Origin of the sequence: Bradyrhizobium sp. WYCCWR 12699, from assembly GCF_032144035.1 — a bacterium.
Lineage (GTDB): Bacteria > Pseudomonadota > Alphaproteobacteria > Rhizobiales > Xanthobacteraceae > Bradyrhizobium.
The window spans coordinates 55,305-70,402 of record NZ_JAVTJN010000005.1 but is presented as its reverse complement, the minus strand read 5'-3'; the positions used below and the strand labels follow the sequence as shown (position 1 = coordinate 70,402).

Genomic DNA, 15,098 nt, shown 5'->3' with positions numbered 1-15,098 from the left:
TTTGTCTGCGTCGCCACGGCTCTAGTCTTGGCGACCAATGCGATGGCCGGCACGAAGTGCCAGTCACGTACGGGGTCATCCACGGTTCAGGGGTGCTCGCAGGATCCCTAGAAACCCCTTGCCCTTTTCGGGGAACGATGGAGGGCGCCGTCACACCCGCCCCTTCAGAGCGTCCCCGATCTCCTCGAGCGTCTTGGGATCCTCGATCGTTGCCGGCATGGTCCAGGATTCGCCGTCGGCAATCTTCTTGATGGTGCCGCGCAGAATCTTGCCGGAGCGCGTCTTGGGCAGGCGGCCGACGGTGATCGCGAGCTTGAAGGCGGCGACGGGGCCGAGCTTGTCGCGCACCAGCGCGACGATCTCCTTCTCGATCTCGGCCGGGGCACGCTTCACGCCGGCCTTGAGCACCAGGAAGCCGCAGGGCACCTCGCCCTTGATCACGTCCTTGACGCCGAGCACGGCGCATTCGGCGACGTCGGGATGCGAGGCCAAAATCTCCTCCATGCCGCCGGTGGAGAGCCGATGGCCGGCGACGTTGATGATGTCGTCGGTGCGGCCCATGACGAAGACATAGCCGTCCTCGTCCTTGTAGCCGGCATCCGAGGTTTTGTAATAGCCGGGGAATTCGCTCAAATACGCTTCCTTGAAGCGCGCATCCTGATTCCACAGCGTCGGCAGGCAGCCCGGCGGCATCGGCAGCTTGATGACGATCGAACCCATGGTGTTGGGCCCCACCGGCTTTGCCGCCTCGTCGACCACGTCGACCTGGTAGCCCGGCATCGGCACCGTCGGCGAGCCGTGCTTCACCGGCAGCATGCCGAGCCCGACCGGGTTTCCGGCGATGCACCAGCCGGTCTCGGTCTGCCACCAATGGTCGATCACCGGCACCTTCAGCTGCTGCTCCGCCCATTCGACCGTCGGCGGATCGGCCCGCTCGCCGGCCAAGAAGAGCGTGCGGAACTTCGAGAGGTCGTATTGCCGGATGAATTTTCCTTCCGGGTCCTCTTTCCGGATCGCGCGGAACGCGGTCGGCGCGGTGAAGAACGCGACCGCCTTGTGCTCGGAGATCACGCGCCAGAATGCGCCGGCATCGGGCGTGCCGACCGGCTTGCCCTCGTACATGATCGTGGTCGCGCCATGCAGCAGCGGGCCATAGACGATATAGCTGTGGCCGACCACCCAGCCAATGTCTGAGCCGCACCACCACACCTCGCCCGGCTTGACGCCATAGAGGTTGAACATCGACCATTTCACCGCGACGAGATGACCGCCATTGTCGCGCACGACGCCCTTGGGGATGCCCGTGGTGCCCGAGGTGTAGAGGATGTAGAGCGGATCGGTGGCGGCCACAGGCACGCAAGGTGCCTTCTTGCCGTCGTTCAGCGCCTTGCGGCGCAGGCTCGCCCAATCATAGTCCCGTCCCGGCGCCAGATCGCAGGTGAGCTGCGGACGCTGCAGCACGATGCAGGCTTTCGGCTTGCTGCCGGCCAGCTTGATCGCCTCGTCGAGTAGCGGCTTGTACTGCACGATGCGGCCGGGCTCGATGCCGCAGCTTGCGGACAGAATCAGTTTCGGCTGCGCGTCGTCGATGCGGGTGGCGAGCTCCTTCGCGGCAAAGCCGCCGAACACCACGGAGTGCACCGCCCCGATCCGCGCGCAGGCGAGCATCGCGACCACGGCCTCCGGCACCATCGGCATATAGAGGATGACGCGATCGCCTTTGGCGACGCCGAAATCCTGCATGATGGCGGCAAGCGCCTGCACCTCGTTCAGCAGTTCGGCATAGGTGAATTTGGCGACGCTGCCCGTCAACGGCGAATCATGGATCAGCGCGACCTGGCCGGCGCGGCCGCCTTCGACATGGCGGTCGAGCGCGTTGTAGCAGGTATTGACGACACCGCCGGTGAACCAGCGGCCGTAGGTTCCTTGGCTGGGATCGAAGATTTTCTTGGGTGGCTCGATCCAGTCGATCTCCTTGGCCGCCTCCGCCCAGAAGCCTTCGGGGTCGGCGAGCGAGCGCGCATGGACCTCGTGATAGAGACTCTTGCCCTGGATATTCATTCCCGCGCTCCCGTTCCCTTTATTCGGCTGGCTTTGAGCCTCGTGGCAGGGCGGGCGTGCCGCCATGACCAGGATCAATCGCCGGCCTTGTTTGAGGGCTATTTTCCCGGGAACGGGCCGCGGTTCAAGCTGAAAAGGATGGGTCTTCTGAAGGTAGAGTTCGCGCGGCATTGGCGGTGCGCCCGCTTGCGGGGGAGGGCCGGGGTGGGTGTGCTTCCGCGTCGGGATTGCTCGAGGCCCTCGTAGGTAATCCCCAAGAGGAGGGAGCCCCCACCCGCCGCGCTCTTCGAGCGCGTCGACCTCCCCCGCAAGCGGGAGAGGTAACCGAGCCAGCTGCGCGACCTCGGTCCGCTCAGCTCTCCATAGCATTCAGCTTCTGCAAGCGTTCCTGCATGACCTTCTTGAGGTCATAGCCCGGGCGGCCGAAGCTCGTGTTGCGCGTCGTCAGGAAATCGCGCTGGGTCTTGCGCAGGTCGCTCGCCGAGCGCTTGCTCGCCGTCTTCAGCACGCGCGCGTAGGTCTCAGCGATCTGGCGATCGAGCACGCCCAGGTCGGGATCGGCGCAGATCACCTTCTCGACCTCGCGCCTGGCGGTCGCGCATGCGAAGGACGGACCGTTACCGGACGCCGCATTCAGCGCCCGCGGCGGTTCGGTGCCGAATTTGGCGATCTCGGCGATCATGGTGCGGCGACCGCTCGCGGCATTGTCGTTGGCGGGATCGAGCCGCAGGGCCGCCTCGTAATCGGCCAGGGCCTTCGCGCGCTCCCCCATCTTCTTGTAGAGCACGGCGCGGTTGTTGTAGGTCTTCGCAAAGTTCGGATCGAGCTTGAGCGCGGCATCATAGTCGCTCAAGGCAGCGCCGAGCTCACTCTTGAACTGGTAGGAATCGCCGCGATTGGTCAGGAAGTTCGCGCGCTGCTCGCGCCGGATTGCCTGGTCGTAATCGGCGATGGCCTTGTCGTACTCGCCCATCGCGGCATAGGCGAGGCCGCGATTGTCGTAATATTCCGGCTGCTTCGGATCGAGCCTGATCGCCTCGCTATTGTCGGCAACCGACTTGTCGAACTGGCCGAGCTTCTTCCAGGCCGCGCCGCGGTTGGAATAGGTGCGGGCCCGGTTGGGATCGAGCCGCAGGGCCTCGTCGAAATTCCTGATCGCCTTGTCGTTGTCGCCGCCGAGATAATAGGTCGCGCCGCGGTCGGACCAGGCCTGCGCGTCATCCGGCTTCAGCTTGATCGCCTGGTCGTAATCGGCGAGCGCGCGGTCGAGCCGGCGCTGATTGGTGTAGACGACGCCGCGCAGCCCGTAAGCTTCCGCATCCGAAGGATCGAGCTCGATCGCCCTGCTGAGATCGGCTGCGGCGCGATTGAGATCGCCGCCGGCCTCGCGCAGCAAGTCGCCGCGCAGGCGCCAGGCCTTTGCATTCTTGCCGTCGAGCGCAATGGCGCGGTCGATATCCCGCAAGGCCTGGGTGAGGCCGCCCGAAGTCCGGGCATGGGCATCGGCACGAACCAGCAAAGCCGCGGCACGGTCGGACGTGGGATTGGCCGCCTGGTCGATGATGACGGCGCAGGCCGGGATCAACTCGGCCGGGGCGGCCTTGCTGCCCATCACACAATCGGTGCCGGCGGAGGCTGGGTTTGCAAGGGCAAGGCTCATGGCCGCGCCGGCGAGAAGGATGCGCAGCGATGTCTTGGTAAACGAAGAGATTTGCGCGGAAAAATGCGTGCCGCACATGACAGAGGACTCCGTGACGTCAGGTTTTCACCATTGTCGCGGCGGGAAAGGGATGGGTTCAATTCGGGGCTGTCGTCGTCATGGCCGGGCTTGTCCCGGCCATCCACGTCTAGCCCCCGGGACGGAAAGAACGTGGATGCCCGGGACAAGCCCGGGCATGACGAACTCTCACAAGGCGACGACGCTCAATATCCGTCCACCCCGTTGATCTCTTGCACCCGCTCCTGCATCGCCTTCTTCAGATCGTACCCCGGCCGGCCATACGCCGCGTTGCGGCGGGCGATGAACGCGTCCTGCTCGCGCTGGAGCTTCTTCGCCGCCGCCGGATTGGGCGCCTCCCGGATCGCCCGCACATGCGATCCGTAGATCTCGCGGTCGAGATCGGCGAGCTCGCGATTGCCGCAGATCGCTCTTTCCACCGCGCGACGCGCTCGTGCGCAATTGAAACTGGGCTTGCCGGCCACGGCCATCTGCGCGCCGATCCGCTCGATCTCGCGCGCCATCGCCTTGTGATTGGCCTTGGCCTTCTCGTGGTTCGGATCGATCTTCAGGGCCGCGCCGAAATCCTGCACCGCCTTGGGCTTGTCGCCCTTTTTGAGCCAGAGCTCGCCGCGCGCATTGAAGATGTCGGCAAGCGTGGGGTCGAGCTGGAGAGCGCGGCTGTCGTCGGCGATGGCGCGGTCGACCTGATCGTGCCGCGCAAAGAGCGCCCCGCGCGCGATCAGCGCCTTGATCAGATCCCCCTTCGCGGTCTTCTCATTGTCGATCACGGCGGCACAGGCCGTGGCGGCCTTTTCCATGTCGTCGGCCGCGGTCGCCGCGAGGCACGATGCGACATCGACCTGGATCACCGCAGCCGGCTCGCCGCCGGTCGCAGCCTTCGCGCCGGCAAGCGGGAGCGCGCAAAGCAACAATGCACCTGACGATTGGATGAGTTTTCGAAAACGCATGCTCATGGCGGTCAGAAGTCTTGCTTTCGGTCTTGCCTTACGTCTTGCCTTTTTGGACTTGCCTTTGAGAACTTGCCATCAAGACTTGCCTCGGGGCCGTACTATCCATCATACGGCCCGATTGGTGCTGGCTTGTGGCGCCGCTCACGTCGAGTTCGAGGATCATCGTGTCGACATTCGAATGGATAATCGTGCTGCTGCTCGGCGCCGTTGCCTTATCGGCGCTGGCGCGGCGGATCAAGGTCCCCTACCCGACCTTTCTCGCCATCGGCGGCGCGCTGATCGCCTTCGTGCCCTCCAGCCCGTCCTGGACGCTGGAGCCCGACCTGGCATTGGCCCTTTTTGTCGCACCGGTCCTGCTCGACGCCGCGTTCGACACCTCGCTGCGCGATCTGCGCAACAATTGGGTTCCCGTCTCGACCCTGGTCGTCGCGGCGGTCGGCCTGACCACGGCCGGCGTCGCCGTCGTGGCGCACCGGCTGATGCCCGAGATGCCCTGGGCCGCCGCGGTTGCGCTCGGCGCGATCGTGGCGCCACCCGATGCGGCTGCCGCGGTCGCGATCCTGAGCCAGGTCAAGCTGCCCCACCGCATGGTGAAGGTGCTGGAGGGCGAAAGCCTGCTCAACGATGCCAGTGCGCTGCTGATCTATCGCATTGCGGTCGGAGCGGTCGCCACCGAGCATCTGACGTGGAGCCAGGTTGCACCGACCATGGCGCTGGCCCTGGTCGGCAGCGTCGTCGCCGGCCTGCTCGCAGGCCGCATCATTCCGCTGTTCCTGGAGCGGGTGACGGAGGCGCCGAGTGCCATCATCGTGCAGTTCGCCACCACCTTCATGGTCTGGATCGCCGCCGAGCATCTCGGCCTCTCCGGCATCCTCACCATCGTGGTCTATGCCATGACGATGGCGCGCTCGGCGGGGATGCGCATGCCGGCGCGGCTGCGGGTGCCGTCTTACGCGGTCTGGGAGACCATGGTGTTCGTGCTCAACGTGCTCGCCTTCATGCTGATCGGCATGCAGATGCGGCCGATCTGGACACGGCTGGATGCGGGCGTACGCTGGGAATATTGCGTGGCTGCGGCCTGGATCCTGCTCACCGTGGTGCTGGTCCGGCTGCTCTGGGTGACGTTCTACCGCACCACCTTGCGCGTGCTGGTCGCACAGGGGATCTATCATCCGAAGGACCCCAGGGCCGTCGCCTCGCCCAAGGGCGGCCTCATCATCTCCTGGTGCGGCATGCGTGGCCTCGTGACGCTCGCGACCGCGTTCGCGCTGCCGGAGAATTTTCCCCAGCGCGACTTCATCGTCTTCATCGCCTTTGCGGTGGTGCTGGGATCGCTGGTGATCCAAGGCCTGACGCTGCGGCCGCTGATCCTGGCGTTCGGCCTCAAGGATGACGATCCCGTCGGCACCGAGGTCGCGCACGCACGCGCCGTCGCTTATCGCGCAGCGCTCGATGCGATCGAGAACGATCCGTCCGAGGAGGCGGAGATCCTGCGCCTCGAATATCGCGCCGTCCTGATGCAGGCCGAGAGCGATCCCAAGGGCGGCATCGCCAATGGCGAACTGCCCGCCGATCCCCTGCGCCGCCGCGCCATCGAAGCCGCGCGCAAATCGATCGTCGACCTCCGCGCCACCGAGGTGATCGGCGACGATGCCTTCCACCGGATCGAGGAAGAGCTCGATCGCGCAGAATTGAGCGCGGGGGGATGAGGTAGCGACAGTGGAGGGGGAACAGCCGGCATTGAACCAAACCACTCTTTCCCAGACTCACTCCTGATGACGACCCTGACCGACGACCGTCGTGTACGCGCGCGAGATGCGTCGCCTGCACGATATTTTTATCTGCACATGGCCCTGGCCTGCGCCGCCACCGCCTTTCTCGGTTTTGCGCCGACCTATTGGGTCCCGCTCGCCCACCGGACGCTCTCCGCAAGCCCGGTGATTCATTTTCACGGATTCTTGTTCTTCACCTGGTCGCTTTATTTCGTGTTGCAGACCTGGCTCGCGGCCTCCGGCCGCGTGGTCAATCACCGTTCGCTCGGCATTGCCGGTGTCTCGCTCGCGACTGCGATGACCATCTTCGGCTTCCTCGCTTCCGTGCACGTGATGCAGCATTCCGCCGCGCTCGGGCAGCGCGAAGCGGGCATCGTCTTCTCGATCGTGCCGATGAGCGGCATCGCGTTCTTCGCAATCGTGTTCGTGCTGGCGATCATGAACACGCGCAAGCCCGAGATTCACAAGCGCCTGATGTTGCTCGCCGCGGTCTCGATCCTAGACGCTGCGATCGCGCGCTGGTTCCTGACCTTCCTGGCGCCTCCGGGACCGCCCGGCCCGCCGCCGGTGCCGGTGACGATCGCGCCGGCCGTCGTCGCCTCGCTGCTGCTTGTCGTCGCCATGGTGCGCGACTGGCGAACCGAAGGCCGCGTGCATCCGGTCTATATCTACGGCACGCTCGCGCTGCTGGCGGTGAAGGTGCTGAATTGGCCGATCAGCGAGACCGCGGCCTGGCATTCGTTTGCCGGCGGCATTCTGGCGCTGGCGCAGTAATCACCGCTGTCGTCCCGGACCGGCGCGGCCGCCGGGACGACGGCAGAGTGTGGGCGCCTACGCCCCCGCCTTGCACGTGATGCCGCCGTCCACCACGAGCTCTATCCCCGTCACATATTTCGACTCGTCCGACGCCAGGAACAGCGCGGCGTTGGCGACGTCGAAGGCATCGCCCATGTGGCCCATCGGCACTTGCGCATCGCGGGCGCGCCACATCGCCTCGACATCGCCCTTGGCGTAGCTGGCGGCAAGGCCTGCGGAATGCTCGACCATCGGCGTCTTCATCAGGCCGGGCAGGATCGCGTTGACGCGCACATGATGGCGCGCGAACTCGATCGCCGTGGTGCGGGTCATCTGGTTCATGGCCGCCTTGGAGGTGCCGTAGGTGACGTAGGAGATGCCCATGTGACGGATCGAGGCGATCGAGGAGATATTGATGATCGAGCCGCCGCCCTGCTTCACCATGACGGGGATGACATGCTTCATGGCGAAATAGGCGCTCTTGAGGTTGACGCTGAAGACGCGGTCCCAGCTTTCTTCGGTCACCTCGACCACGCTGCCCATCTCGGCGATGCCGACATTGTTGTCGAGCACGTCGATGCGGCCATAGGCCTTCAGGCACGCCGCCACCATCGCCTCGATCTCGCTCGCCCGCGACACATCGGCCGTGAAGGCCGTCGCCTTGCCGCCCTCGCCAGTGATGATCTTCGCCGTCTCCTCGGCCGCAGCGCCGTTGCGGTCGACGCAAAACACCTGCGCGCCCTCGCGCGCAAAGGTCACCGCGGTTGCCTTGCCATTGCCCCAGCCGGGCCCGATCGAGCCGGCCCCCACCACCATCGCAACCTTGCCCTTGAGCCGATCCATTTGTGTCTCCTTGTTGTTGTTCTTGTAGCCCGGATGAAGCGAGGCGTAATCCGGGCTACGGATCGTCGCACACCTTCATCGTCGTCACGTTAGCACCAATGGGATGTCCGACAATCTCCGACAGCGTCCGACACTGTCCGTCATGGCACAACCGCCATTCGCCCGCCGCGCCGGAATTGCCGAGCACCACCTCTTGCATCGGTGCCCGCTTCGGCTGCCACTGAAACCAGCCGTCGACCAGCCGTGCCTCCGGCGGCGGCTCCATGCCGGGGCCGGTGCCCTTGACGCGGGCCTGCACCAATTCGAGACCGGCGGGCGTGACGCGCCAATCCTCCTGCCAGTCGATCTTGGCGATCGAATGCGTCCAGACCAGCGTGAAGGCGGACAACGTCAGCGCCTTCACGCCGAAAGCCGTGGCGAAGCAGAGGCTCACACCGCCTCGACCGGCGCCGGCGGACGCTGCCGCCACTGCCACAGCACGAGCGCCGCGGCGAGCACGAATCCGGCGGTGTCGCTGAACGCAAATTCGCCGAGCAGGCAGAACGCGGCACCTAGCGCGACCAGGCGCTCGATCAGCGTCAACCGTGTGAACAAGAAGCCGATCGCGACCATCCCGAACAGGGCGATCGCCACCAGCGCCTTCACGCTCGCCAGTGCCACCGCGCCGTAGAAGCCGAGCTTGGCCGCCATGGGATCGCCGGCCTGCAGCATCAAGGCGGGCGAATAGACGAAGATGAAGGGGATGACGTAGCCGGCGAGCGCGATGCGCATCGCCTCCCAGCCGATCTTGTCCGGGTTCTCCTTGGCGATCGGCGCCGCCGCGAGCGCGGCCAGCGCCACCGGCGGCGAGAGGTCGGCCATGATGCCGTAGTAGAACGCGAACATGTGGCTCGCGATCAGGGGCACGCCGAGCTTGGCAAGCGCCGGCGCGGCCAGCGCAGCGGTGATGATGTAGGTCGGGATGGTCGGAATGCCGGTGCCGAGCAGGATCGACAGCAGCATGGTCATGATCAGCGCCAGGAACAGGCTCTTTTCGCCGAGCCCGATCACCCAGCCGCCGAAGATGGTGCCGACGCCGGTCTGCGACATCATGCCGATGATGACACCGACGATGGCGCAGGCCATGCCGACGGTGATGGCGGATTTGGCGCTCTCGGCGAGCGCATCGCGGCACTCGCGCAACGCCTTGAACCCGCCGCGTACGAAGGCAGCGATCAGGATCAACCCGACGACGACGCTTGCGACCGGCACGATCTTGAGACCGTCACGCGACAGCGCAGCGACGACGAGCGCAAGGCCGACCCAGAAGATGATGCGGATCGCATTGGAGGAGGCGCCCGTCGTGATGGCGGTGCCGAGGATAAGCGCCACCGTGAGCGCAAGGCCCATGCTGCCGGCATAAAGCGGCGTGAAGCCCTCGAACAGCATGTAGACCAGCGCGGCCAACGGCAGCACGAGGTACCAGCGCGTCACCAGCGCCCTCCACGCGCTCGGGATCTCCGAGCGCTTCATGCCGACGAGGCCGTGCTTGCCGGCCTCCAGATGCACCATCCAGAAGGCCGAGGCGAAATAGAGGATCGCGGGGATCGCCGCCGCCTTGACGATCTCCGAATATTGCACGCCGAGCGTTTCGGCCATGATGAAGGCGACCGCGCCCATCACCGGCGGCATGATCTGCCCGCCCATCGAGGCCGTCGCCTCGACGCCGGCGGCGAACGCGCGGCGATAGCCGAACCTGATCATCAGCGGAATGGTGAACTGGCCGACGGTGACGACGTTGGCGACGCCGGAGCCCGAGATCGTGCCCATCATGCCCGAAGCGAACACCGCGACTTTGGCGGGGCCGCCGCGGGTCCTGCCAAACAGCCCAAGCGAAACATCGGTGAAGAGCTGGATCATGCCGGCGCGCTCCAGGAACGAGCCGAACAGGATGAACAGGAAGATGTAGGTCGCCGAGACGTAGATCGGCACGCCGTAGAAGCCTTCGGTGCCGAACGACAGATGCGTGATGATCTGGTCGAAATCGTAGCCGCGATGGTTGAGCGGCGACGGCAGATATTGGCCGAAGAACCAGTAGACGAGGCACGCGCCGCACATCAATGGCAGCGCCGCGCCCATCAGGCGCCGCGTGCCTTCGAAGATCAAAACCGCCAGCAACGTGCCGACCACGAGATCGAGCCGGGTCGGATCGCCGTCGCGCGCGATCAGGTCGGCATAGAAAATCCACTGGTAGAGCCCGCAGAGGAAGCCCGCGCCGCCGATCACCCAGCCGAGCGCGCGGCCGGCATTGCTCTTCGCGGTGAAATTGGCGATCAGGCCGAAAGTGAGGAGAACCAGGAAGCCGACATGGACGCCGCGCACCACCTGGCTCGGCAGATAGTTGAAGGCGGCGACATAGAGCTGGAAGGTGGCGAAGGCGATGCCGATCCAATAAGCGAGCGCGCCCCACCAGCCCGGGCCGAACCCTTCGGGGAAACCGTGCTCGAAATTGTCGAACTCGACCTTGATGGGGGCCTGGGTGGCCTCTGCCTTTTCCAGCATCTAAATCGTCCTTAGCCCGTGAGGGCGATAATAGCACCGGCACTGCTGCCGCATACGTCATGGCCGGGCTTTTCCCGGCCATCCACGGCTTACGGTGCCGCTAAGAACATGGATGCCCGGGACATCTGCGCGAAGACGCGCTTCGCGCTTTTGCCCCGGGCATGACGTCGGCGGATGAGGCTGATTACTTGATCAGCCCTTTTTCCTTGTAATAGCGGATCGCGCCGGGGTGCAGCGGAACCGGGCTGCCGCTGGCGGCGGTCTCGAGCTTGATCTCCTTGCCGGCGGCATGCGCGTTCACGAGTTCCGGCAGCGACTCGTAGACCAGCTTGGTCATCTGATAGGCGAGATCGTCCGACACGGCGGAGCTCGTGACGAGATAGTTGATCACGGCCGCCGTCGGCACGTCCTTGTCCTGGCCGGCATAGGTGTTGGCCGGAATGATCGCGGAGACGAAGGGCGGGCCGATCTTGTCGACCGTCTCCTTCGGCACCGACACCACCGTGATCGGGCTCGAGGTCGACAGGTCCTTCAGCGAGGCGACGCCAAGGCCGGCCGATTGCAGCGTCGCGTTGAGCTGCCGGTTCTTCATGAGGTCGACGGATTCGGCGAACGGCAGATACTCGACCTTGCCGAGATCCTTGTAGCTCATGCCGGCCGCGGACAGGATGGCGCGCGAATTCAGCTCGGTGCCGGACTTCGGCGCGCCGACAGAGAGGCTCTTGCCCTTGAGGTCGGCCAGCGTCTTGATGCCGGACTCGGTGGTCGCGACGATCTGGATGTAGTTCGGATAGATCGCGCCGATGGTGCGCAGCTTGTCGAGCTTGGTCTTGAAGCCCGCTTCCTCCTCACCGTCCCAGGCCGCCTTCAGCGAATCGCCTAGCGTGAACGCCAGCTCGCCGCGGCCCTGCTGCAGCAGGATCAGATTCTCGACCGACGCCTTGGTGGCCTGCACCTGCGTCTTCACGTTCGGGATCTTGTCGCCGTAGATCTTTCCGATCGCGACCCCGAGCGGATAATAGACGCCGGAAGTGCCGCCGGTCAGCACGTTGATGAAGGATTGCGCCTGCGCGCAAGGTGCCGACGCCGCCAGAGCAAGAGCCGCGGCCGCGCCGAAAATGGTCCGTTTCATGGTTGTTGTTCTCCCCAAACCGGCCGCGAAATTGGCCGGATGACGCGAGCGGGTCAACCCATCCAAAAGATAAAGCTGGGCTGCGGTAAATGGCCGATCCGGCTCGATTTTTCGGGAACCGGCGGGTGCGGCGACATGGCGCAGCGGCCGCTGCGCGGCCCGAACGCGTCAGATTCGGGCGCGCGATCCCGGTCTCACTGGAACGTCATGTCCAGACACTTGGAGATGTCGGAGCCGAGGCCGGAGGAGATGGTGATGCAGCCGCGGATCTTCTGCGCGCCGACGTCGGCGGCCCACACCGAATAGCCGCCGGGACCGAAGAACGAATTGGTGTTCGGCGGCTCGGTCTCGGTCGCGTCGAAATCATACTTGCCGTCGGTCTCGAAAATGCGCGGCTTCTTGGTGCAGCCGCCGTCGGTCTGGACGTTGATGACTTCCTTGTTGTCGCGGGTCAGCGCCAGCGAAACCTGGCAGCGGAAATATTCCGAGGTCTTGGTGTTGAAGAGATAGGTGTAGGACTTGCAGGTCGCCGTGTTCAGCTTGCCCGGGGCAAGGCCGCGGCTGCACGAAATGCGCTGGTTGTGGCTGAGCTGGTAGTCATCGGCCCGGGCGGCCGGCACCAGGGCCGTCAACGACAATGCAGCAGCCCAGCAAAGTTTAATCCCATGGCGCATCCGAATCATCCCTGCCAATAATTTTGTCGAGTTGCGTTCTAGACGGAAAGCGGAACATAGTCGCGAGGGGACGAAGGGAAAATCACAAACTGCTGGGCAAGACGTGATGCGCTGCGGCGCTTTCGCAAATTGACCCGGACATACCGTTCGTGATTTGTTCAAGCCCGGATGTCCCGACCGTGGGAGGATGGGAATGACGGCATTTTCAATCAAGCCATTTGCAATCGCAGTCGCACTCGGCGCCTTTTCAGCGCCCGCATTGGCGCAAGCCCCGGCAACGCCGTGGGAGCTCAAGCCCGACACCGGCTACGCCTATGACAAGGAGGGCAAGACCTTTTCCTACAAGATGGGCACCAGCAATGCCGGCGAACTGCTGAAGGGCGCCAAGAAAGTGCCGAAGGGCACGCTGTTCTTCATCGGTCACAACGGCCAGCTCTACATGCGCAGCGGCCCGTATCTGGAAGGCGACGGCAAGTTCAAGTTCGGCCCGGATCAGTAAGGGCTGCGGCTCTCGCCGCAAACGAAGCTGTCGTAGTGTGGGCAAAGGCGCCCTTGCGCCGTGCCCACCATCTCTCTCCATCGCAGAAGGTGCGTGGGCACGCTTCGCTTTGCCCAACCCTGCGGCAGGTCGCTACGGCAGCGGGTTGCTAAAATGCCGCCGCCAATTCCCTTGCGCCGGGCTTGCTGCTGTTCGCATCCATCCGATCGTCCGTCACCGCGAGCAGCTTCGCCACCGTGTTGTGGCGGATCGCGACCGGATTGCGCTCGTAGCCGCCGCGCTGGAAGAAGTTCGAGGTCGGCACCTGCTCGCGCATCGCCTGCGGCATCGTCACCATGTCGAGCCCGGTGCCGTCGCCGGTGAGGTTCATCATCTCGAGCTCGGCGGCGGTGAGCGGACGGGTGTAGCCCTTGGCGCGGGCGAACAGCACCGAGGTCAGCAGCTTGTGGGTCTGCAGCATCGGCCCGACATCGATGTCGAGCACCATCGCATGCATGGCCCAGCCCTGCGCGGTGTTGCCGATCTTCTCATGCTCCGACCAGGTGTCGGGCACCGCCTTGGCATGCGCGACCATCTTCTTCAGCACGACGAGCTTGTGCTCGAGCGACTGCCGCGCCGGTCCTGATGTCCGCGCCACCTTGTCGGAGAGCGCACGAATGAGTTCGTGGCCCTGCTCGGCCAGCAGCTCGACGCTGTTGGTGGTCAGGAGCTGGTTGTAGCCCATCGCGGTCGAGATCGCTCGCTTGCCGCCATGCTCGATTCCCGCCTGCACGTCGTGAGTGCCGGTGCCGCCGGTCTCGAACGAATAAACGCGCACGGCCTGCTCGCGCGTCAGCCCGGAGGCGAGCGCGTAGCGCGCATAGGCGCGCTTGAACTCGACCTCGCTTGTGGGTCGTTGCGGCATGAACTGGTAGAGCTCCTGCGCCGCGCGCAGGAAATCGGCGACGACGGGGATCGGCTTTTTGACAGGCCGGTCCGGCGTTTCCTCCGGCTCCGGATTCACCGGCTTCTTCGGCCCGTTATAGAGCGGCGGATGCTCCAGCACGTAATCGTCGAGCGTCACCTGCTGCCCGCTGCGCCGCTTGGCGTTGCGGCCTTTGCGCTTCTCGGAGATCTGGCTCCAATAGGCGCCGGCCTCGGCGTCGAACGCCGCGCGCGCCGCCTGGTACTCCGCGAGCTTGCGGCGATATTCGAGCACGGCGGGCGAAGCGCCACCTTGCGCGAAAAACTGCGACAGCAGCTGGGCGTTGGCGTCGCGGACGGCGGGCGGCAGCGCGTCCGCCTCGCCGCCATGTGCGATGGGTGTGACCAGGACAAGCGCGAGTGGAACCAGCGCCAATGTGTTTCGAATCGATCGATGCATGCCGCCCTCTTAGCAGGCATCCGGTAACCGTCACGTTAACGCGCCGTTTACCATCACTTCCAGGCGAATACCGGCTGTTCCAGGTCGGTGACGCGGGTGTGCCGCCCCGCCAGCACCTCGCGGAACTGGTAGATCAGCGCCGCCGTCGGCGCGTGGATCAGGCTCATCTGGTGATGGAAGCGGATCACGCGGCGGGTGCTTTCGGGGATCGCGGTGAAATCGAACGCGTCATCGCGCTCGATCGTGTCGAGCGCGATGCGATGGACGGAGGCGACCTCGTCCGGGTTCGGCGTGATCGCGACACGGCCCGCCGCCCACACCACGACCGGCGTGATCAGATAGCCGGAGCGGGTCGGATAATCGTCGAGCAGGCCGAGCACCGCGTCGGCTGAAAGTTTTAGCGCGAGCTCTTCATCCAGCTCGCGCAACGCCGCCTCGACCGGCGTCTCGCCGGCATCGCAGCGTCCGCCCGGCAGCGCCCACTGGCCGCGATGGGAGCGCAAGCTCGACGCGCGCCTGGTGAGGAGGAAGGCGGTGTCGTCACCGTCGCTGGATTCGGTCAGCGCCAGCACCACCGCGGCGCGCTTCAGCGCCGACGGCTCGGCCTCGTCAGGCAGCCGTGCGAAGGACGCGCAGGCCGCTTCGATATTCCGTCTGGTGGCATCGCCGAAAGGTCTCATGAAGCTTGACTACACCAGGACCGCATCTGATGAAACGAGCAGAGACA

The 15,098-nt window shown here is 65.1% G+C and carries 13 protein-coding genes; 3 read left to right on the top strand and 10 right to left on the bottom strand.

From position 1 onward, the window contains the following. Positions 1-150: 150 nt before the first annotated feature. From RPS27_RS05085 to RPS27_RS05075, 3 genes are all read right to left on the bottom strand, one after another. Positions 151-2,061 carry a propionyl-CoA synthetase gene (locus RPS27_RS05085; RefSeq protein ID WP_212067773.1) on the bottom strand — a complete coding sequence of 637 codons (1,911 nt, stop codon included), beginning with the start codon at positions 2,059-2,061 and terminating at the stop codon, positions 151-153. 352 nt (positions 2,062-2,413) lie between these two features. Further along, entirely contained in the window at positions 2,414-3,799 is a 1,386-nt protein-coding gene (locus RPS27_RS05080; RefSeq protein ID WP_212067772.1) for a tetratricopeptide repeat protein, read from the bottom strand. A 185-nt stretch (positions 3,800-3,984) separates the two neighbouring features. Further along, entirely contained in the window at positions 3,985-4,749 is a 765-nt protein-coding gene (locus tag RPS27_RS05075) for a tetratricopeptide repeat protein (RefSeq protein ID WP_212067916.1), read from the bottom strand. Between the two features lie 134 nt (positions 4,750-4,883). On the opposite strand from RPS27_RS05075, the gene RPS27_RS05070 reads away from it, so the two are divergent. Further along, positions 4,884-6,461 carry a cation:proton antiporter gene (locus RPS27_RS05070; protein WP_212067771.1) on the top strand — a complete coding sequence of 526 codons (1,578 nt, stop codon included), beginning with the start codon at positions 4,884-4,886 and terminating at the stop codon, positions 6,459-6,461. A gap of 66 nt (positions 6,462-6,527) precedes the next feature. Then, on the top strand, positions 6,528-7,298 hold the full coding sequence (locus tag RPS27_RS05065) for a hypothetical protein (RefSeq protein ID WP_211415732.1): 771 nt from the start codon (positions 6,528-6,530) through the stop codon (positions 7,296-7,298). A 57-nt stretch (positions 7,299-7,355) separates the two neighbouring features. On the opposite strand, the gene RPS27_RS05060 is transcribed toward RPS27_RS05065, so the two are convergent. The 5 genes from RPS27_RS05060 to RPS27_RS05040 form a co-directional block, all read right to left on the bottom strand. Continuing rightward, positions 7,356-8,162 carry an SDR family NAD(P)-dependent oxidoreductase gene (locus tag RPS27_RS05060; RefSeq protein WP_091955767.1) on the bottom strand — a complete coding sequence of 269 codons (807 nt, stop codon included), beginning with the start codon at positions 8,160-8,162 and terminating at the stop codon, positions 7,356-7,358. A gap of 55 nt (positions 8,163-8,217) precedes the next feature. Then, entirely contained in the window at positions 8,218-8,595 is a 378-nt protein-coding gene (locus tag RPS27_RS05055; RefSeq protein ID WP_212067770.1) for a DUF1850 domain-containing protein, read from the bottom strand. Further along, the gene (locus RPS27_RS05050; protein WP_212067769.1) at positions 8,592-10,703 is read right to left on the bottom strand and encodes a TRAP transporter permease; all 2,112 of its coding nucleotides are present in this window, start codon (positions 10,701-10,703) and stop codon (positions 8,592-8,594) included. Before RPS27_RS05050 ends, RPS27_RS05055 begins: the two co-directional genes overlap by 4 nt. A gap of 184 nt (positions 10,704-10,887) precedes the next feature. Beyond that, positions 10,888-11,835 (bottom strand): TAXI family TRAP transporter solute-binding subunit, encoded by a 948-nt coding sequence (locus tag RPS27_RS05045; RefSeq protein ID WP_194404640.1) that lies wholly within the window; start codon positions 11,833-11,835, stop codon positions 10,888-10,890. Positions 11,836-12,029: 194 nt separating this feature from the next. Then, positions 12,030-12,509, bottom strand: coding sequence for a hypothetical protein (locus tag RPS27_RS05040; RefSeq protein WP_212067768.1), 480 nt, complete (start codon positions 12,507-12,509; stop codon positions 12,030-12,032). A 193-nt stretch (positions 12,510-12,702) separates the two neighbouring features. On the opposite strand from RPS27_RS05040, the gene RPS27_RS05035 reads away from it, so the two are divergent. After that, positions 12,703-13,008, top strand: coding sequence for a hypothetical protein (locus tag RPS27_RS05035; protein ID WP_063203784.1), 306 nt, complete (start codon positions 12,703-12,705; stop codon positions 13,006-13,008). 148 nt (positions 13,009-13,156) lie between these two features. Here RPS27_RS05035 and RPS27_RS05030 read toward each other — a convergent pair whose 3' ends face one another. Next, a complete protein-coding gene (locus RPS27_RS05030; RefSeq protein WP_212067767.1) occupies positions 13,157-14,371 on the bottom strand; it encodes a hypothetical protein in 1,215 nt (404 codons plus the stop codon). 53 nt (positions 14,372-14,424) lie between these two features. Beyond that, entirely contained in the window at positions 14,425-15,051 is a 627-nt protein-coding gene (locus tag RPS27_RS05025) for a CoA pyrophosphatase (protein WP_211415726.1), read from the bottom strand. Between the last annotated feature and the right edge of the window lie 47 nt (positions 15,052-15,098).

Excerpts from the sequence above, each read along its gene's own strand:
- RPS27_RS05085 (WP_212067773.1), bottom strand. The coding sequence starts at position 2,061 with ATGAATATCCAGGGCAAGAGTCTCTATCACGAGGTCCATGCGCGCTCG.
- RPS27_RS05080 (WP_212067772.1), bottom strand. The coding sequence starts at position 3,799 with ATGTGCGGCACGCATTTTTCCGCGCAAATCTCTTCGTTTACCAAGACA.
- RPS27_RS05075 (WP_212067916.1), bottom strand. The coding sequence starts at position 4,749 with ATGCGTTTTCGAAAACTCATCCAATCGTCAGGTGCATTGTTGCTTTGC.
- RPS27_RS05065 (WP_211415732.1), top strand. The coding sequence starts at position 6,528 with ATGACGACCCTGACCGACGACCGTCGTGTACGCGCGCGAGATGCGTCG.
- RPS27_RS05060 (WP_091955767.1), bottom strand. The coding sequence starts at position 8,162 with ATGGATCGGCTCAAGGGCAAGGTTGCGATGGTGGTGGGGGCCGGCTCG.
- RPS27_RS05050 (WP_212067769.1), bottom strand. The coding sequence starts at position 10,703 with ATGCTGGAAAAGGCAGAGGCCACCCAGGCCCCCATCAAGGTCGAGTTC.
- RPS27_RS05045 (WP_194404640.1), bottom strand. The coding sequence starts at position 11,835 with ATGAAACGGACCATTTTCGGCGCGGCCGCGGCTCTTGCTCTGGCGGCG.
- RPS27_RS05040 (WP_212067768.1), bottom strand. The coding sequence starts at position 12,509 with ATGCGCCATGGGATTAAACTTTGCTGGGCTGCTGCATTGTCGTTGACG.
- RPS27_RS05035 (WP_063203784.1), top strand. The coding sequence starts at position 12,703 with ATGACGGCATTTTCAATCAAGCCATTTGCAATCGCAGTCGCACTCGGC.
- RPS27_RS05030 (WP_212067767.1), bottom strand. The coding sequence starts at position 14,371 with ATGCATCGATCGATTCGAAACACATTGGCGCTGGTTCCACTCGCGCTT.
- RPS27_RS05025 (WP_211415726.1), bottom strand. The coding sequence starts at position 15,051 with ATGAGACCTTTCGGCGATGCCACCAGACGGAATATCGAAGCGGCCTGC.